Origin of the sequence: Siphonobacter aquaeclarae, assembly GCF_900103285.1 — a bacterium.
In the GTDB taxonomy this organism is placed as follows: Bacteria; Bacteroidota; Bacteroidia; order Cytophagales; family Spirosomataceae; genus Siphonobacter; species Siphonobacter aquaeclarae.
Genome location: NZ_FNGS01000005.1, coordinates 317,449 through 333,626 on the forward strand (window position 1 = coordinate 317,449; position 16,178 = coordinate 333,626).

A 16,178-nucleotide genomic window follows, 5' to 3' on the forward strand; every position below is an offset into this window, starting at 1 on the left:
TCGCATAACCAAAACCAGTTCCGTATGACAACACGCTTTTATCGACTTCTCTGTTTTCTGCTGCTTTTCAGCCTGGGAAGCCGAGCCCAGGTCCCTTCCCAGAAGGAGCACTTCGGTTTTACGATCGGGGACGACTACCACCTCGCCAACTATACCCAGACGGAGGCGTACTTCAAGAAAATCGCGGCTGCGAACCCTGCGACGGTCAAACTCCAGGTGATCGGAAAAACCGAAGAGGGGCGCGACCAGCTCATGGCGATCGTGACATCCCCCGAAAACCACGCAAAGCTGGCCCGCCTGCAGGAAATTTCCGTGAAAATGGCCCGGGCTGAAGGCCTCACCGATGAGGCAGCTCACGCCCTGGCAGCCGAAGGCAAGGCCATCGTCTGGATCGACGGCGGCATCCACTCGACGGAGATGGTGGCCACCCACCAGCTCATCGAAACCCTCTGGCAGGTGACCAGCCGGAAGGACGCCGAAACGAAGCGTATTCTCGATAACGTTGTGATTCTCTTCACACACATCAACCCGGACGGGCAGGAGCTTGTTGCGAACTGGTACATGAAGGACAGCGATCCGAAAAAGCGGAAGATGGAGACCATCCCCCGGTTGTACCAGAAGTATGTCGGCCACGACAACAACCGGGATTACTTCATTCAGAACATGAAGGAATCCCGGAACGTCGGCCGCCAGCTTTTCGTGGAATGGATCCCGCAGATCATGTACAACCACCACCAGCGCGGTCCTGCCGGATCGGTACTGGCTGGTCCTCCGTACCGTGATCCGTTCAACTACGTCTTCGATCCGGGTATGGTGACGGGCATCGACGCCCTTGGCGCGGCGATGTACAACCGCCTCAATGCCGAAAACAAGCCCGGTTTTACCCGGTTGAACGGCTCCAGCTTCTCGACCTGGTACAACGGCGGGTTGCGGACTACGACGCACTTCCACAACATGATCGGCCTGCTGACCGAGATCATCGGCGGCCCGACGCCGGAGGAAGTACCCCTTGTCCCTCAGCGCCTGATTCCGAATAACAACACGCCGAACCCGGTGACGCCGCAGAAATGGTACTTCCGCCAGTCGATCGACTACTCCGTATCCCTCAACTACGCCGTGCTCGACTACGCTGCGCGGAACCCGGATCACCTGCTTTACAACATTTACAAGATGGGTAAAAACTCCATCGACCGGGGCAGCAAGGATTACTGGACGCCGTATCCGAAGCGGGTAGAAGCCATCAACACGGCCTACCGTGACGACCAGGCGAAAGCCGCTCCGCGTGGCAGAGGAGGCGCTGCTGCGGCCGCCAATGCCGATCCGATGGGCTGGAACGCCCGCGGCGCCGGTGTTCCCCTCAAGTATTACGACAGCCTGATGCACGCGCCGATCCTGCGTGATCCGCGTGGTTTCATTATTCCGTCGGATCAGGCCGATTTCCCGACAGCGGTGAAATTCGTCAACGCCCTCATCCGTACCGGTATCCAGATCGAAAAAGCGACGGCGCCGTTTACGGTAAACGGCAAGAGCTACCCGGCCGGATCGTTTGTCGTCAAAACGGCGCAGGCCTTCCGTCCGCACATCCTCGATATGTTCGAGCCTCAGGATTATCCGAACGATTTCCAATACCCCGGAGGCCCTCCGATCCGGCCCTACGATTCCGCCGGATGGACCCTCGCTTTCCAGATGGGTGTGAAGTTTGACCGTATTCTCGAAGGATTTGACGGACCGTTTACCAAACTCCCGTACGGCGAACTCCAGCTCGCGCCGGGAAGCGTAAGTGCTTCTGCCTCAGGAGGATATTTGCTGAGCTCTAAAGTGAACGACTCGTTCATCGCTGTCAATGACCTGGTGAAAGCCGGTCTGGACGTATTCCGGATTACCTCCGGGCCGTCTGCCGGCAGCTTCTATGTCCCCGGTAGCGCCAAGGCGAAAACCACGCTCGGAGATGCTTCCAAAACCCTGGGAATCAGCGTAGCAGGCGTAGCGAAAAAGCCGGCCGGAGCGATGGAAAAAGTAGCTCCGCTGCGCATTGCGCTGTGGGACACGTACGGCGGTTCGATGCCGTCTGGCTGGACCCGCTGGATTCTCGAACAATACCACTTCCCGTTCACCGTGGTCTATCCGAAAGACATTGACGCTGGCGACCTGAAGAAGAAGTACGACGTCATCGTCTTCGTAACCCGGGCTATTCCGGCGTACCGCGGCGGTGAAAACGACCCATACGCCGCCTTCCGCACCGATCCGAAGGAAGACGAAATCCCCGCAGAATTCCGCCCGATGATGGGCCGGATGACGGCTGAGAAGTCAATCCCCGCGCTGAAAGCCTTCCTCGAAGCAGGCGGAAAAGTCGTGACGATCGGTACCAGCACAGCGCTGGCCTTCCACCTCGGTCTGCCGGTTCGCAATGCCCTCACGGAGCTGACGTCAGCCGGCGTGGAGCGCCCCCTGCCGAATGAGAAGTATTATGTGCCGGGCTCTATTCTGAAGGTAAGCGTCGACTCGACTGCGAAAGCCAGCTGGGGCCTGCCGGCGGAAACGGATATCGTATTTGAAAACAGCCCGGTCTTCCACCTGTCGCCTGACGCGGTTGCCAAAGGCGTTGTGGCGCCGCTCGCCTGGTTCCCGAACAACAAGCCTCTCCGCAGCGGATGGGCCTGGGGCGAAGCCTACCTGCAGGACGGCGTAACGGCCTTCGAAGCCAAAGTAGGCGCCGGCAAGCTCTATGCCTTCGGGCCGGAGATCACCTTCCGGGCGCAGGCACACGGGACCTTCAAATGGCTCTTCAATCAGTTATATTAATCCTGTCAATCACAAGTTGAGACAAAAGCCCGGGCGTTTCGTCCGGGCTTTTTTTATCAGGGAACGATGGGAGGAGGGGCGGTACCGAGGAGTTCGGTGATAAGGCCGTCGTACCGGGTAAGGGCGCAAGATCCGTCGAAAACATAGGTATTCAGGCGTTTCCGGACGAGGGGCAACCGTTTAGCGGCGTTCCGGAGAAGCGCGTATTGTTCGACCGCCTGGCGACGGACATCGAGCAAGAGTTTGGCGAGGCGTATCTGATTACCGGTTTCGCCCTGCGCCTGAACAATCCGGGTATGAATAGCCGAAAGCTCGTCAGACAGGCACGCCAGCCGGGAAGCCCCCGCCATCAGGGAGGGGTGCGCTGCCGGTAGCGGACGGCAGCGGAAAAAAGCGCCTGAAAAGAGACTGTCGGGCAACATATGGCGGTTTGGGGAAGACAGGCGGCTACCCGTTTCCCGCCGGTACCATTGCTCCGGCGTCTGCGCAGATGCGGAGAGCGTAAGAAACAGAAAGAATGCTGACAACCGCTTCATGTCGCAAACATACTCAACCGAAGCGGGCCCGCGAGCGGTACTCACCCGGCGGTACCTGAAACCGCCGCTTGAAGAGGCGGGAAAAGTAGTAGATGTTCGGTATCCCGACCTGCTCCGCGATTTCCTTGAGCGACGACCGGGACGTCATCATGAGCAGTTGCGCCCGCTCCAGGCGTTTGTTGATGAGGTAATCCATTGGCCGGACGCCGACAATGCTCAGAAACAGACGGGAAAAGTAGTCGACATTCAGGTGGGCCTTCTCTGCCAGTTGCTCAATCGTCAGCTTGTCGTGCAGATTCCGGTTGATAAACTGAAGCACGGCCGAAAGCTGATGAAGGCCCTGTGCCCGCCGGTTTTCCTGATCGGTCTGCCCTTCCAGAAAGCGGGAGAACAGTTGCAGCAGTATTCCGTTGGTTTCGAGGTAATCGGGCAGCGGCTGATCGGCCCGCTGGTTGAAACTCAGGATCTCCGGCCGGTTATCATATAGTTTGGGGTCTTTTTCGATAATGGCGCGGTTGGGGTTGAGGGCCAGCAGCCGTTCGAAGAGGAGGCGGTCGTGCGGCAGGGCGGGCACTTCATACCGGACCGGCCGCGTCTCGTAAATAGATAGCCCTTCCTCCAGCTCATCAAAAAAGGTCAGGTAAAACTGTTCGAGATACTCCTCGCAATGGTACCGGCTGTAGGTAAAGCTGGGGATGAGGTAGAGGTAGCCGGGTTTGAGGACGAACTTTTGCCCGTTGTGCGAGACCCAGCCTTCGCCGTCCGTGATCAGGTACATCCGGGAAAACGGGCTGATGACACGGTCGTATTGCCACTGCTGATCCAGCGGCGTAAAGCCCATGTGCAGGAGCGAGAGGTGCAGGCTGCGGGCGATGGGGTCGGGGAGAGGGGTTTTCAGGAGTTTGGGGTTTAGAGTTTAGGGTTTTGAGTTTAGAGTTTAGGGTTTAGGGTTTAGGGTGGGGTTGCCCCATGCCCTCTGCTCCTTGCCCCTGCACAATAGCCGGTGGTTGAGCTACGTCGAAACCAGCGTGGCGGGAGCGTCGGGGATGAAAAAAACGGCTGCCGGAGGTTTCGACGGAGCTCAACCACCGGGGGGAGAGGCACGTCTTCGCTACGCGAGGCCCCATGCCCCCTGCACGCTCACCCCGGATTTGTACAAAAGAAAGTCTGCTTCGTGAATTTCCAGGATCAGGTTACCGGATTATTTTTGCCCCTTACCAACTATGCGCTACCTCTTACCTGTTCTGCTGTTCGTCTGCGGTGCCGCCGCCGCACAGACATACGCTCCCGATCCGGTGATCTGGAAGACTCCCAGCCGGAATTCCTCCGAATCCATGCCCTGCGGAGGCGGGGATATCGGCCTGAATGTCTGGGTTGAAAACGGTGAACTGCTTTGCTATATCGCCCGCTCCGGTTCCTTCGACGAAAACAATGCCCTGCTCAAAACCGGCCGTCTACGGGTAAAACTATCACCCAACATACTGACCGATCAATCATTCGAACAGGAATTACGGCTTTCTGACGGCAGTATCCGGTTAAAATCCGGGAAAAACAGGATTCACGTATGGGTCGATGTCTTCCGGCCGGTGGTGCATGTAGAAGTGGAAAGTACTTCGCCCACGCGCGTGGAAGCGACCTATGAATCCTGGCGCACAACCGAACGTACCGCCAAGGGCGCCGAAAACAAAGCCAATACCTGGAAACACATGTATCCGGGTACGGTGACGACTTCCCGCGACAGCATCCGGTTTGACGGTGCTTCGGTACTCTTTTTTCACCGGAATGGCGGACGGACGGTCTTTGATACGACCGTGGCGCATGAGGGGCTGTCATCTATCCAAAACAAGCTATACGATCCGCTGAAATTCCGCACCTTCGGCGGACGCCTCACCGGTACCAACCTGGAGCCGGCCGGCAATACATCCGGCAAATACGGCTCGACCTCTTTCTCCGGCTGGAAACTGCAAAGCCGGAGCGCGGCGAGACAGCATCGACTCCGGGTCGTGCTTCATACAGCGCAAGAAGAGCAGTTGAATAATTGGCTGTCAGGACTAAAGAAGCAGGAGTCTCAAGTAATTTCGAGGACGGAGTCGTGGCTCAAAACAGCGGCGTGGTGGAAGCTGTTCTGGGACCGCAGCCATCTTGTCATATCCGGAAAAGATACCCTGGCGGTGCAGGCGGCTCGGAATTACACGCTCTTCCGGTATCTCATGGGCTGCAACGCCCGCGGGGAGTGGCCCACCAAATTCAACGGCGGACTCTTTACCTATGATCCGGAAGAGGTAGATCCGAAGAGTCCCTTTACGCCTGATTTCCGGGCCTGGGGCGGCGGCACGCATACCGCACAAAACCAGCGTCTGGTGTATTTCCCGATGCTGAAGACGGGAGATACGGATGTGCTGGAATCCCAGCTTGCCTTTTACCTCCGGCTCCTGCCAACTGCGGAAGCCCGTACCCGGTTTTACTGGGGGCACAACGGCGCTTCTTTTACGGAACAACTGGAGAATTTCGGCCTGCCCAATCCGGCGGAGTATGGCTGGAAACGACCGGCATCCTTCGACAAAGGCCTTGAATACAACAAATGGCTTGAATACCTCTGGGATACTTCCCTGGAATTTTGCCTGATGATGCTCGACGAAAGCAGGTATACCGGAAGCGACGCAGGCCGGTATCTTCCTTTCATTGAAAGCTGCCTGACCTTCTTCGACGAACATTACCAGTACCTCGCCCGGCAGCGGGGCGCTGCTGCGCTCGACGGAGACGGTCGCCTGGTACTCTACCCGGGTTCCGCTGCGGAAACGTATAAAATGGCCTACAATGCCAACTCGACCATCGCAGGACTGAAAGTAGTGACGGAACGCCTGCTCGAAACCGGCTTACTTTCCCCCGAAAAGAAAAAACACTGGGAGGGATTCCTGACGCGGATACCGCCGCTTTCGTTCCGGCAGTCGGAGGGACGACCGGTACTCTCGCCCGCCCTGCACTGGGAGCGGGTCAACAATACCGAAAGCCCGCAGCTGTATCCCGTCTATCCCTGGGGAGTCTATGGAATCGGAAAGGCCGGACTCGATACCGCCCGGAATACGTACCTCTACGATCCCGATGTACAAAAGCAGGTCAGTCCGGTAGGCTGGCGGCAACACAACATCTTTGCCGCGCGGCTGGGACTGACGGACGAAGCCGCCCGTCTGACCAAACAAAAACTGGGCGACTCCGGCCGGCGCTTTCCGGCATTCTGGGGACCGGGGTTTGACTGGACGCCCGACCACAACTGGGGAGGTTCGGGTATGATCGGGTTGCAGGAAATGCTCATGCAAACCGACGGCCGAACGATCCGCCTGTTTCCGGCCTGGCCAAAGGAGTGGGACGTCCGGTTCAAACTGCATGCGCCGTATCAGACCATCGTGGAAGGAACGTATGAAAACGGCCGTCTTACCCGTCTGAACATTATCCCGGAAAGCCGCCGGAGCGATGTTATTTTACCTTTCTGACGGATTCATAGGGTCCGGTTGGAAAATGTCCGTCTTTTCCCCAAGTTTGACTTTCGGCCGTCTCGGCCTCTAAACCGTAAACCTATGGAAAAGAACGGGTTCTCCAGAAGACGCTTCCTGGACGTGGCCGCGAAGAGCGCTGTCCTGTCGATCGGCATCCCGACCATCGTACCTGCTTCTGTCTTCGGCAAAAATGCCCCCAGCAACCGCATCAACGTCGCCGCCATCGGCACGGGGCGTATCTCGCGGGGGCATGACATGCCTGGTGTCTGGCAGTATGACAACGCCCTGATTATGGCGGTCTGCGACGTGGATACCAACCGCGCCGAGGAAGCGAAGCAACTCGTCAATGGGTACTACAGCAAGAAAACAGGCAAATCGTACGACGGCGTGAAAGTCTACGACGATTACCGGCAACTCCTTACCAACAAAGACATTGACGCGGTGCTCGTCAGCACGCCCGACCACTGGCATGCGCCCATCGTTATTCATGCCGTGCAGGCCGGAAAAGACGTGTACATGCAGAAGCCGGCGTCTCTCACCATCGCGGAAGGCCGGCAGATGGCCGACGCCGTGAAAAAATCCGGTCGAATCGTCCAGGTGGGAAGTCAGCAGCGCTCGTCCCGGCAGTTCCGGTATGCGGCGGAGCTGGTCCGCAACGGGCGTATCGGGCAACTGAAGACGGTATACGTGGGTCTTCCCGGTGATCCTTCGGGAGACGAGGAAACACAGATGCCCATCCCCCAAAACCTCAATTACGACATGTGGCTCGGCACGACGCCCGACGTCTACTATACTGAAAAGCGCGTTCACCCTCAAAAAGGCTACGACCGCCCGGGCTGGCTCCGCTGCGAGCAGTTCGGCGCCGGGATGATTACCGGGTGGGGTTCGCACCACATCGACTGCGCTCACTGGGCGATGAATACCGAGCATACCGGTCCCGTCGAAATCTGGGGCAAAGCCGATTTCCCGAAAAGCGGGCTGTGGGATGTACATGGTATTTTCCGGACGGAGGCGAAGTACGCCAACGGCGTCCACATGGTTGTCAGCAACGAACTGCCGAACGGCATCCGCTTTGAAGGAACGGACGGCTGGATTTTCGTTTCCCGGGGAGACGCATCCGTCACGGCGAGTGACCCCGTCGCCAAACAGCAGGCGGCAAAAGCCCTCGACGCCGGCGATCCGAAACTGCTGACGTCGGTTATCGGTCCCAGCGAAATTCACCTCACCGAAAGCAAGGAACACCACGGCAACTGGCTGGAAGCCATCGCTGCCCGCAAGGAACCTATCGCTCCGGCAGAAATCGGGCACCGGTCGTGCTCGGCCTGCCTGCTGCACCATGCCGCGATGAAACTCAACCGCAAACTATACTGGGACCCGGCAAAGGAGCGCTTCCAAAACGACGAAGAAGCCAACAAGCTGCTCTCGCGCCCGCAGCGCAAAGCCTACGCCATTGCCAAAACCTAATCCCTCATGAATAAGAGACGATCTTTCCTTCAGAAATCATTTGCCGGCCTTGCCGGTCTTGCCGGTAGTTCTACCATCGGTTCCATCGCGTCCGCCGCAATGCCGCTGAGCCGGAAACCGGCAGCACGCATCCGCTTTTCGGTCATCGGTATCAACCACGGGCATATTTACGGGCAGGTGGAAGCCGTCGTCCGTGGCGGCGGCGAACTGGTATCCTTCTACGCGAAGGAACCGGACCTGGCAGCGGCCTTCGCCAAACGCTACCCGCAGGCCAAACAGGCAGATAGCGAGGCCCGTATTCTGGAGGACAACAGTATTCAGTTGATACTCAGCTCCGGCATACCCGACGAGCGCGCTCCCCTGGGTATCCGGGTGATGAAACACGGGAAAGACTACATGGTCGACAAGCCCGGTATCACCACGCTCGAGCAACTGGCCGAAGCCCGCAAGGTACAGAAAGAGACCAAGCGGATTTATTCCATCATGTACAGCGAGCGGTTGGAAAACAGGGCTACGGTCAAGGCCGGCGAACTCGTCAAAGCCGGCGCTATCGGCAAGGTGATCCAGACGATAGGTCTGGGTCCGCACCGCATGAGCCCGAAATCCCGGCCGGCCTGGTTCTTCGAAAAGAATCATTACGGCGGTATTTTGTGTGACATTGCTTCACACCAGTTCGATCAGTACCTGTTTTTTACGGGATCGACGAAGGCAGATATTGTGGCCTCGCAGGTCGGAAACGTCAACCACCCGCAGTATCCCGGTCTGGAAGATTTCGGGGATGTAACGCTCCGCGGAAACGGCGGCATGGGGTATATCCGGGTAGACTGGTTTACGCCCGACGGCCTCAAAACCTGGGGCGATGGCCGCCTAACCATTCTCGGTACCGAAGGGTTCATCGAAATCCGGAAGAACATTGATATCGCCGGTCGGGAAGGCGGCAATCACCTCTTCCTCATTGATCAGAAGGACACACAATACATTGATTGCTCGAAGGTAGTACTTCCGTATGGCGAGCAGCTGGTGAGCGACGTGCTCAACCGCACCGAAACGGCCATGTCGCAGGAGCATTGTTTTCTGGCGACGGAGCTGGCGCTCAAAGCCCAGAAGCACGCGCAACGTATCCAGCTCAGCTAAGGCATGATCAGAGCGCTGTTCGTCGGGATGCTGCTCTGGGCGGGGGCGTCGGCCTCTGCCCAGGTCAACTGGAAGAAAGTCCGCATCTTAGTCTACACGAAAAACGGCAAAGGGTACGTGCATGACAACATACCCTTTGCCGTTGCCTGCTTTCAGCGGCTGGGGAAGGAGCAGGGGTTTACGGTGGACAGTACCTCGAACCCCGCCGTCTTTACCGAAGCCAGCCTGGCCCGGTATAATGCGCTGGTTTTCACCAGTACAAACAACGACGTGTTCGATACTGACGTCCAGCGACTGGCCTTCCGCCGCTACATCGAGGCGGGCGGCGGGTTTGTCGGTATCCACTCGGTAATGGGTACGGAGCGTAACTGGTACTGGTTCAAGCGCATGCTGGGCGGGACGTTTGCCTGGCACCCGAAGTTTCAGAAGCTGCGGGTGGTGAAGCTGGATAAGGAGCATCCGTCGCTCGCCGGTTTGCCGGATGTCTGGGAAAAGGAAGACGAGTGTTATTTCTCGAAGGAGCTATCGCCGGGCCCGACGGTCATCATGGCGCATGACCTGACCTCGCTCGATACCTCCCAACGCGCCCAGATCCGTACGTTCGGCGGAGGCTATACGCGGCTGTATCCTGCCGTCTGGCACCACCGGTTCGACGGCGGCCATACCTGGTGCACGGCCCTCGGCCATGACAAAAAAGACTATCAGGATCCGGTATTCACGAAGCACCTGTTTCAGGGACTGGCCTTTGTGGTGAGTCAGGTGAAGAAAGTAGACTTTGGAAAAGCGTATGCGAAGGAGCGGGATGAGGAGGTGAGGTAGTGCAAAGACGTGATTATTTCCCGCCGTCCGGAGCATCCGCTCCGGACTTTTTTTTAATTGTCAGGCTGCGCCTGACGATGTTGAGTCACGGAGTACTTCCATACAAACGACCGTCTCCGGTGGTTGAGCTATGTCGAAACCACAGCAGCATAATGAACTATTCAAAAGCTATTCCGATCAGGTGGTTTCGACGTAGCTCAACCACCGGGGGGAGATGGCTGGCTCGCAAACAAGGCAAATACTGGGTTACTGGATACTTCAATAAAGAGTTATTGGCGGTGATATAGCAGGTAATTTATTTCAATAGCTATTTTGCCTATTGTAATCTGAATTTTGACGCGAGAAATTACTTTTTTAGGAGGAAGAAGAGTCGGGCTTACTGTCATTTATAACGAGTTACTGAATTGCCGGAAAATGCAGAAAGAATATATGCCATTTAAGAACATCTGGACGGAAGAAGATTTCAATCAGATGGGCTGGCATGACAGTCGGATTTATAAACTCCGAGTAGGGAAATCCGTGGAAATGGACATCGATTATATTCTTGAATGGAATGAACCCGAAATAGTGGGAATGGCCTTTACCTTCTGGATTGTACCTGCAACACTCGTATTTGACCAAATTACAGATTTTTCATGTGAATCGGTTTTTTACATGGGAGATATAGAAATAGAAAATATAGAGAAGCAAGTAAGAGAAGAAGATGTTCAATGGATAATTAAATGTCACAGCGGCGAGTTTTCGTTTATCGCTCCTGGCTATTCGATGTTTATCCGGCAGAAGCCTTTTTTTTCATTTGAACAGACGATTTCATTATGTGCCAGGGGAGGATGTTCACTCGAACGAACTACAAATCAAGATAATCCATACCGATTAGGCGAAGAGTATACGACCCTGCAAAAAAAAGAATGGGAGCACTATAGTGAGGCCAAGAGAAGACATTTCAACCTTTCTGAAATCGAAAATCTTGAACGACTACACGAAAACAAGGCAATCGATTTAAAGAAATATCTTATTCGAAAGAGGGCGCTTAATAAAGAGATAGCGTTTTCGGATTCTTTTTTGAAAGGAAGTATTTGGGATAGAACTTCTTATCTCTGATATTCTTTGCTATAGCTAAAGCTGCCGAAAGATTAATCGGAACATCTGATCGACAAGCGAGGCCATTAGGCTGCACTTTCTAGAGCGGGCCACGCAGGGCAACAAGTCGGATCCCTATAAAAACTCCTCGCTTCTCTTCATTTTCTCCTTCTCTCATAAATCCTATTTTTGCCTGTCAGAACACAATCATTCTGACAGGCAAAAATGATGGGTATTGGCTCATTTTCAGGTAGTTACTTTCTTGGTTGGAGGAAACAGGCGGCACTGCTGGCTTCGGCCGGGCTTTGGCTGGCCGGATGCGGCGTAGATAAACCGGTCAACGTCGAGCGGGCGGAGGCCGGGCTGCCGGAAAAGATCGACTACAACCTGCATGTAAAGCCCATTCTGTCGGATAAGTGCTTCTTCTGCCATGGCCCCGACAAAAACAGCCAGAAAGGCGGCCTCGAACTCGCTACCCGCGAAGGAGCAATGGCGGCGCTGAAAAGCGGACATACCGCCATCCAACCGGGAGACCTGGCCGGAAGTGAAGTATTTCACCGCATCATTTCAACGGACGAAAGCCGCGTGATGCCCCCGGTGGAATCGAACCGCATGCTCACCGACCGCGAAAAAGCCGTTCTCATCCGTTGGATTGAACAGGGCGCTGATTACAAACCCCACTGGGCGCTGATCAAACCCGAAAAAGCGCCGCTTCCGGAGGTCAGGCAACCCGCCTGGCCCCGCAACGGAATTGATTATTTCGTTTTACAAAAACTCGAAGAAAAAGGCTGGAAACCCGCTCCGGAAGCGGATAAGGAAACGTTACTCCGGCGTGTCACGCTTGACCTGACCGGGCTTCCGCCGACGGTTGAAGAACAGCAGGCATTTCTCAACGACAAATCTCCCGATGCCTACGAAAAAGTAGTGAACCGCTTGCTGTCTTCGCCGCATTATGGAGAGAAGATGGCGGTGGACTGGCTCGACCTCGCCCGGTACGCGGATACGCACGGGTATACGGTCGACCGGTACCGGGCGATGTGGCCCTGGCGCAACTGGGTTATCGATGCGTTTAACCGCAACCGTCCCTTCAGCCAGTTTCTGACCTGGCAACTGGCCGGTGATATGATGCCGAATGCAACGAAGGAGCAGCGTCTCGCCACGGGCTTCAACCGCAACCACTCCCAAAACATGGAAGGGGGGATCGTGAACGAGGAATTTCGGGTGGAATACGTCGCCGACCGTACCAATACCCTCGGTACGGCGATGCTCGGCCTGACGGTCGAATGCGCCCGTTGCCACGATCACAAATACGACCCCATTTCACAAAAAGATTATTACAGTCTCTTTGCCTTTTTCAACAACGTCGACGAAGTAGGGCAGATTTCCTGGGATGACGCCGTGCCGGTGCCGACGCTTCGCCTGCCCACGCGCCGCCAATACCATCGCATTCAGGAGCTTAATGCCAGGGTACGAGCCGCGGAAGTAGCGCTCGGACAGGCCGCCAGACGCGAGAGCGCGGCTTCTCCAACGGCACAGATCGACCTGAATAAAGGCCTCCAGGCCCATTTTACCTTTGATAAATTGGTGGACGGGAAATTCGTTTCCAGCGTTCAGGCAACCGACAAGGGAGAAGTCGCCGATCCGGTCCTCGCACCCGGAAAATCCGGAATGGCCTTTCAATCCAACGGAGACGATATCCTGAAACTGGGGAAGGTGGGCGTCTTCAACCGCTCGCAGCCGTTCACCATCGGCGTTTGGGTGAAGATCCCGAAAGACGTACAAAAGGCAGCACTCGTCCACAAAGGAAACGGCGATATTCTCTACAATTTCCGTGGTTATTTTCTGAACCTGAGAGATGGCAAACCCGAGCTACTTATGGCCCATACCTGGCCAGCCAACAGCATCGTCCGCCTCGGAAAACAGGTACTGCCGAAGGAAAAATGGCTGCACCTGACGATGACCTATGACGGCTCCAGCAAAGCCAACGGCCTGCGCCTGTTTGTTGACGGTGCCGAAACCGCCCTTCTCACCGAAAAAGACAACCTCTACAAAGATATACTCTTCAAGGGTGACCAGACAGGACTGATGGTCGGGGCCGACTGGCGCGGTCCGGGTTTCAAAAAGGGGCTGGTCGACGAGCTGACGGTATATAACCGCGAGCTTTCAACCCCCGAAATCATGGCGCTGGCTCGGGGTGCAGGGGCGGTAGCGATGGTCCGGCCTGCCGATCGCCAGTCATTTGCGCTGTCACAATCGCCTGTCTATCAGGAACAACTGCATTTCCTGCAACAACTTCGGGACGAAAAAAGCAAAGCGGAGGAAGAGGTAGACGAGGTCATGGTCATGGAAGAAATGAAAACCCCGCGCCCGACGTACCTGCTCAAGCGCGGTGTGTACGATGCGCATGGCGAGCAGGTATCGGCTGACGTGCCGAACAGTATCCTGCCGCTGCCCGAACGCCTGCCGCATAATCGCCTGGGGCTGGCGCAATGGCTGCTCGACCCGGATCATCCCCTGACGGCGCGGGTAGTAGTCAACCGCTACTGGCAGACCTATTTTGGTACCGGGTTGCAGAAAAACGCCAATAATTTCGGCAATCAGGGCGGGCTGCCGAGCCACCCGGAATTGCTGGACTGGCTTGCGGTTACCTTTCGGGAATCGGGCTGGAATATGAAGGCGATGCAAAAGCTGATTGTCCTGTCGGCGACATACCGGCAGGCATCCACGACCACGCCCGCGATCCGCAAATCAGACCCCGACAATACCTGGCTGGCACGTGGACCGGGCTTCCGGCTCAGCGCGGAGATGATCCGGGATCATGCGTTGGCGTCGAGCGGGCTGCTGTCGCCCGCGATCGGCGGCCCCAGCGTGAAGCCGTACCAACCGGAAGGCCTATGGGCAGTTAATGGTGGTGTATATCAGCCTGATACGGGGGAGAAACTGTACCGACGAAGCCTGTATACGTTCTGGCGACGGACCAATCCGCCGCCGTCGATGAATACCTTCGATGCACCATCGCGCAGCTATTGCGTGGTGCAACGGCAGAAAACAAGTACGCCGTTGCAGGCGCTGGTATTGCTGAATGATCCGCAGTTTGTCGAAGCGACGCGTGCGGTGGCAGCGCGGGCGGTGAACGCTTCGACAGACGTACCCGGCCAGATCACCTATGCCTTCCGTTTACTGGCCTGCCGGCAACCGAAGCCAAAGGAGTTGCAGATTCTCCTATCCTTTTTTGAACAGCAGCGAAAGGCCTTTACCCAATCCCCTGAAAAGATGAAAGGCTGGCTGATGGCGGGGGAATCCCGGTCCGAAGCTACTGACCAAGCGGCACTGGCGGCCGCGGCCGCCACAGCAAGCCTGATCCTGAATTCCGACGCATTCATAACCCGGCACTGAGCGATGAAAAACCCGCTTACCCAGCACCTGGCGGATACCTTTAACCGCCGCTCCTTTCTGACCAAAGCCGGCCTCGGATTCGGCTCCCTGGCCCTTGGCTCGCTATTGCCCGGCCGCATCTATTCCGATCCGGGAGAGCGGGCGCTGGTGGCTCCGCCGATTGCCCCACGCGCAAAACGGGTCGTATACCTGTTTCAAAGCGGCGGGCCGTCTCAGTTCGAAACCTTTGATTATAAGCCGTTTCTGGAAAAAATGCACGGCAAAGACCTGCCTGAATCGGTCCGGAAAGGGCAGCGGCTGACGGGGATGAGCGCCCAGCAATCTTCCCTGCCGCTCGTCAGCTCGCCCTACGCCTTCGCCCAGCACGGGAAAAGCGGCGCCTGGGTCAGCGAGCTGATGCCGCATACGGCGAAGGTGGCGGACGACCTTTGTTTCGTGAAATCCATGTTTACCGAGCAGATCAACCACGACCCGGCGCTGACTTTTTTCCAGACCGGGAATCAGTTGGCGGGCCGGCCGAGTATCGGCTCGTGGATCAGCTATGGGTTGGGGTCGGATAATGACAACCTGCCGTCGTTCATCGTCATGGTATCCAAGGATGCGCCTCAGGATCAGCCGCTGTACGCCCGGCTGTGGGGAAACGGATTTCTGCCGTCGAAGCACCAGGGCGTACAGTTCCGCTCAGGAACCGATCCAGTGTTATTTCTAAGCAATCCGGAAGGGTATTCAACGGCCGACCGGCGCTACATGCTCGATGCGCTCAAGGATCTCAATACCGCGCAGGAAGAACTCTACGGCGATCCCGAAATCGCCAACCGGATTTCCCAGTATGAAATGGCCTTCCGGATGCAGACGTCCGTGCCGGAAGTAAACGATTTGTCGGACGAGCCTGAATGGGTTTTCGACTTATACGGACAGGAAGCAAGAAACCCGGGTACTTTCGCGGCTAATTGCCTGATGGCGAGAAGATTAATCGAGCGAAATGTCAAATTCGTTCAGCTCTACCACCAGGGCTGGGACCAGCACGGAAACCTGCCGACGGCCATCACGAAGCAATGCAAGGCCACCGATCAGCCGTCTGCTGCGCTGGTCCAGGATCTGAAACAGCGGGGATTACTGGACGATACGCTGGTTGTCTGGGGCGGAGAATTCGGGCGGACGAACTATTCCCAGGGAAAACTCACCAAAACAGACTATGGCCGGGACCATCACCCGCGGTGCTTTACGGTCTGGATGGCGGGCGGCGGTATTCAGCCGGGGTTGACCTATGGAGAAACCGACGAATTCGGGTATAACATTGTCCGGAATCCCGTCCACGTACACGACTTTCAGGCGACGCTCCTGTACCTTCTCGGTATCGACCATGAAAAATTAACCTATGAATTTCAGGGACGCCGTTTCCGGCTGACCGACGTAGCCGGTACCGTCGTAAAAGACCTGCTGGCCTGATAAC

At 56.5% G+C, this 16,178-nt stretch carries 10 protein-coding genes; 8 read left to right on the forward strand and 2 right to left on the reverse strand.

Annotated elements, in window-relative coordinates; all coding sequences use genetic code 11:
• Positions 1-24 precede the first annotated feature (24 nt).
• Complete coding sequence (locus tag BLR09_RS14490; protein WP_093203580.1) at positions 25-2,802, forward strand: M14 family metallopeptidase; 2,778 nt, start codon at positions 25-27, stop codon at positions 2,800-2,802.
• 56 nt (positions 2,803-2,858) lie between these two features.
• Here BLR09_RS14490 and BLR09_RS14495 read toward each other — a convergent pair whose 3' ends face one another.
• Together BLR09_RS14495 and BLR09_RS14500 are read right to left on the reverse strand one after the other, a co-directional pair.
• Positions 2,859-3,338, reverse strand: a complete 480-nt coding sequence (locus BLR09_RS14495; protein ID WP_093203582.1) for a hypothetical protein — start codon at positions 3,336-3,338, stop codon at positions 2,859-2,861.
• A 13-nt stretch (positions 3,339-3,351) separates the two neighbouring features.
• A complete protein-coding gene (locus BLR09_RS14500; protein WP_093203585.1) occupies positions 3,352-4,179 on the reverse strand; it encodes an AraC family transcriptional regulator in 828 nt (275 codons plus the stop codon).
• A 382-nt stretch (positions 4,180-4,561) separates the two neighbouring features.
• On the opposite strand from BLR09_RS14500, the gene BLR09_RS14505 reads away from it, so the two are divergent.
• The 7 genes from BLR09_RS14505 (at position 4,562) to BLR09_RS14535 (ending at position 16,174) form a co-directional block, all read left to right on the forward strand.
• Positions 4,562-6,829 carry a DUF5703 domain-containing protein gene (locus tag BLR09_RS14505; RefSeq protein WP_093203587.1) on the forward strand — a complete coding sequence of 756 codons (2,268 nt, stop codon included), beginning with the start codon at positions 4,562-4,564 and terminating at the stop codon, positions 6,827-6,829.
• Between the two features lie 84 nt (positions 6,830-6,913).
• The gene (locus BLR09_RS14510) at positions 6,914-8,296 is read left to right on the forward strand and encodes a Gfo/Idh/MocA family protein (RefSeq protein WP_093203590.1); all 1,383 of its coding nucleotides are present in this window, start codon (positions 6,914-6,916) and stop codon (positions 8,294-8,296) included.
• Positions 8,297-8,302: 6 nt separating this feature from the next.
• On the forward strand, positions 8,303-9,430 hold the full coding sequence (locus BLR09_RS14515; RefSeq protein ID WP_093203592.1) for a Gfo/Idh/MocA family protein: 1,128 nt from the start codon (positions 8,303-8,305) through the stop codon (positions 9,428-9,430).
• Positions 9,431-9,433: 3 nt separating this feature from the next.
• Positions 9,434-10,249: a ThuA domain-containing protein gene (locus tag BLR09_RS14520; protein WP_093203595.1), complete on the forward strand. Its 816-nt coding sequence runs from the start codon at positions 9,434-9,436 to the stop codon at positions 10,247-10,249.
• Positions 10,250-10,582: 333 nt separating this feature from the next.
• Positions 10,583-11,350 (forward strand): hypothetical protein, encoded by a 768-nt coding sequence (locus BLR09_RS14525; RefSeq protein WP_143011097.1) that lies wholly within the window; start codon positions 10,583-10,585, stop codon positions 11,348-11,350.
• Between the two features lie 207 nt (positions 11,351-11,557).
• Complete coding sequence (locus tag BLR09_RS14530) at positions 11,558-14,725, forward strand: DUF1553 domain-containing protein (protein ID WP_093204247.1); 3,168 nt, start codon at positions 11,558-11,560, stop codon at positions 14,723-14,725.
• A 3-nt stretch (positions 14,726-14,728) separates the two neighbouring features.
• Positions 14,729-16,174, forward strand: a complete 1,446-nt coding sequence (locus BLR09_RS14535; RefSeq protein ID WP_093203600.1) for a DUF1501 domain-containing protein — start codon at positions 14,729-14,731, stop codon at positions 16,172-16,174.
• Positions 16,175-16,178 lie beyond the last annotated feature (4 nt).

What these genes read in the sequence shown, in the direction of transcription:
- BLR09_RS14515 (WP_093203592.1), top strand. Translation starts at nt 8,303, where the DNA reads ATGAATAAGAGACGATCTTTCCTTCAGAAATCATTTGCCGGCCTTGCC.
- BLR09_RS14510 (WP_093203590.1), top strand. Translation starts at nt 6,914, where the DNA reads ATGGAAAAGAACGGGTTCTCCAGAAGACGCTTCCTGGACGTGGCCGCG.
- BLR09_RS14500 (WP_093203585.1), bottom strand. Translation starts at nt 4,179, where the DNA reads ATGGGCTTTACGCCGCTGGATCAGCAGTGGCAATACGACCGTGTCATC.
- BLR09_RS14495 (WP_093203582.1), bottom strand. Translation starts at nt 3,338, where the DNA reads ATGAAGCGGTTGTCAGCATTCTTTCTGTTTCTTACGCTCTCCGCATCT.
- BLR09_RS14535 (WP_093203600.1), top strand. Translation starts at nt 14,729, where the DNA reads ATGAAAAACCCGCTTACCCAGCACCTGGCGGATACCTTTAACCGCCGC.
- BLR09_RS14490 (WP_093203580.1), top strand. Translation starts at nt 25, where the DNA reads ATGACAACACGCTTTTATCGACTTCTCTGTTTTCTGCTGCTTTTCAGC.
- BLR09_RS14505 (WP_093203587.1), top strand. Translation starts at nt 4,562, where the DNA reads ATGCGCTACCTCTTACCTGTTCTGCTGTTCGTCTGCGGTGCCGCCGCC.
- BLR09_RS14520 (WP_093203595.1), top strand. Translation starts at nt 9,434, where the DNA reads ATGATCAGAGCGCTGTTCGTCGGGATGCTGCTCTGGGCGGGGGCGTCG.
- BLR09_RS14530 (WP_093204247.1), top strand. Translation starts at nt 11,558, where the DNA reads ATGGGTATTGGCTCATTTTCAGGTAGTTACTTTCTTGGTTGGAGGAAA.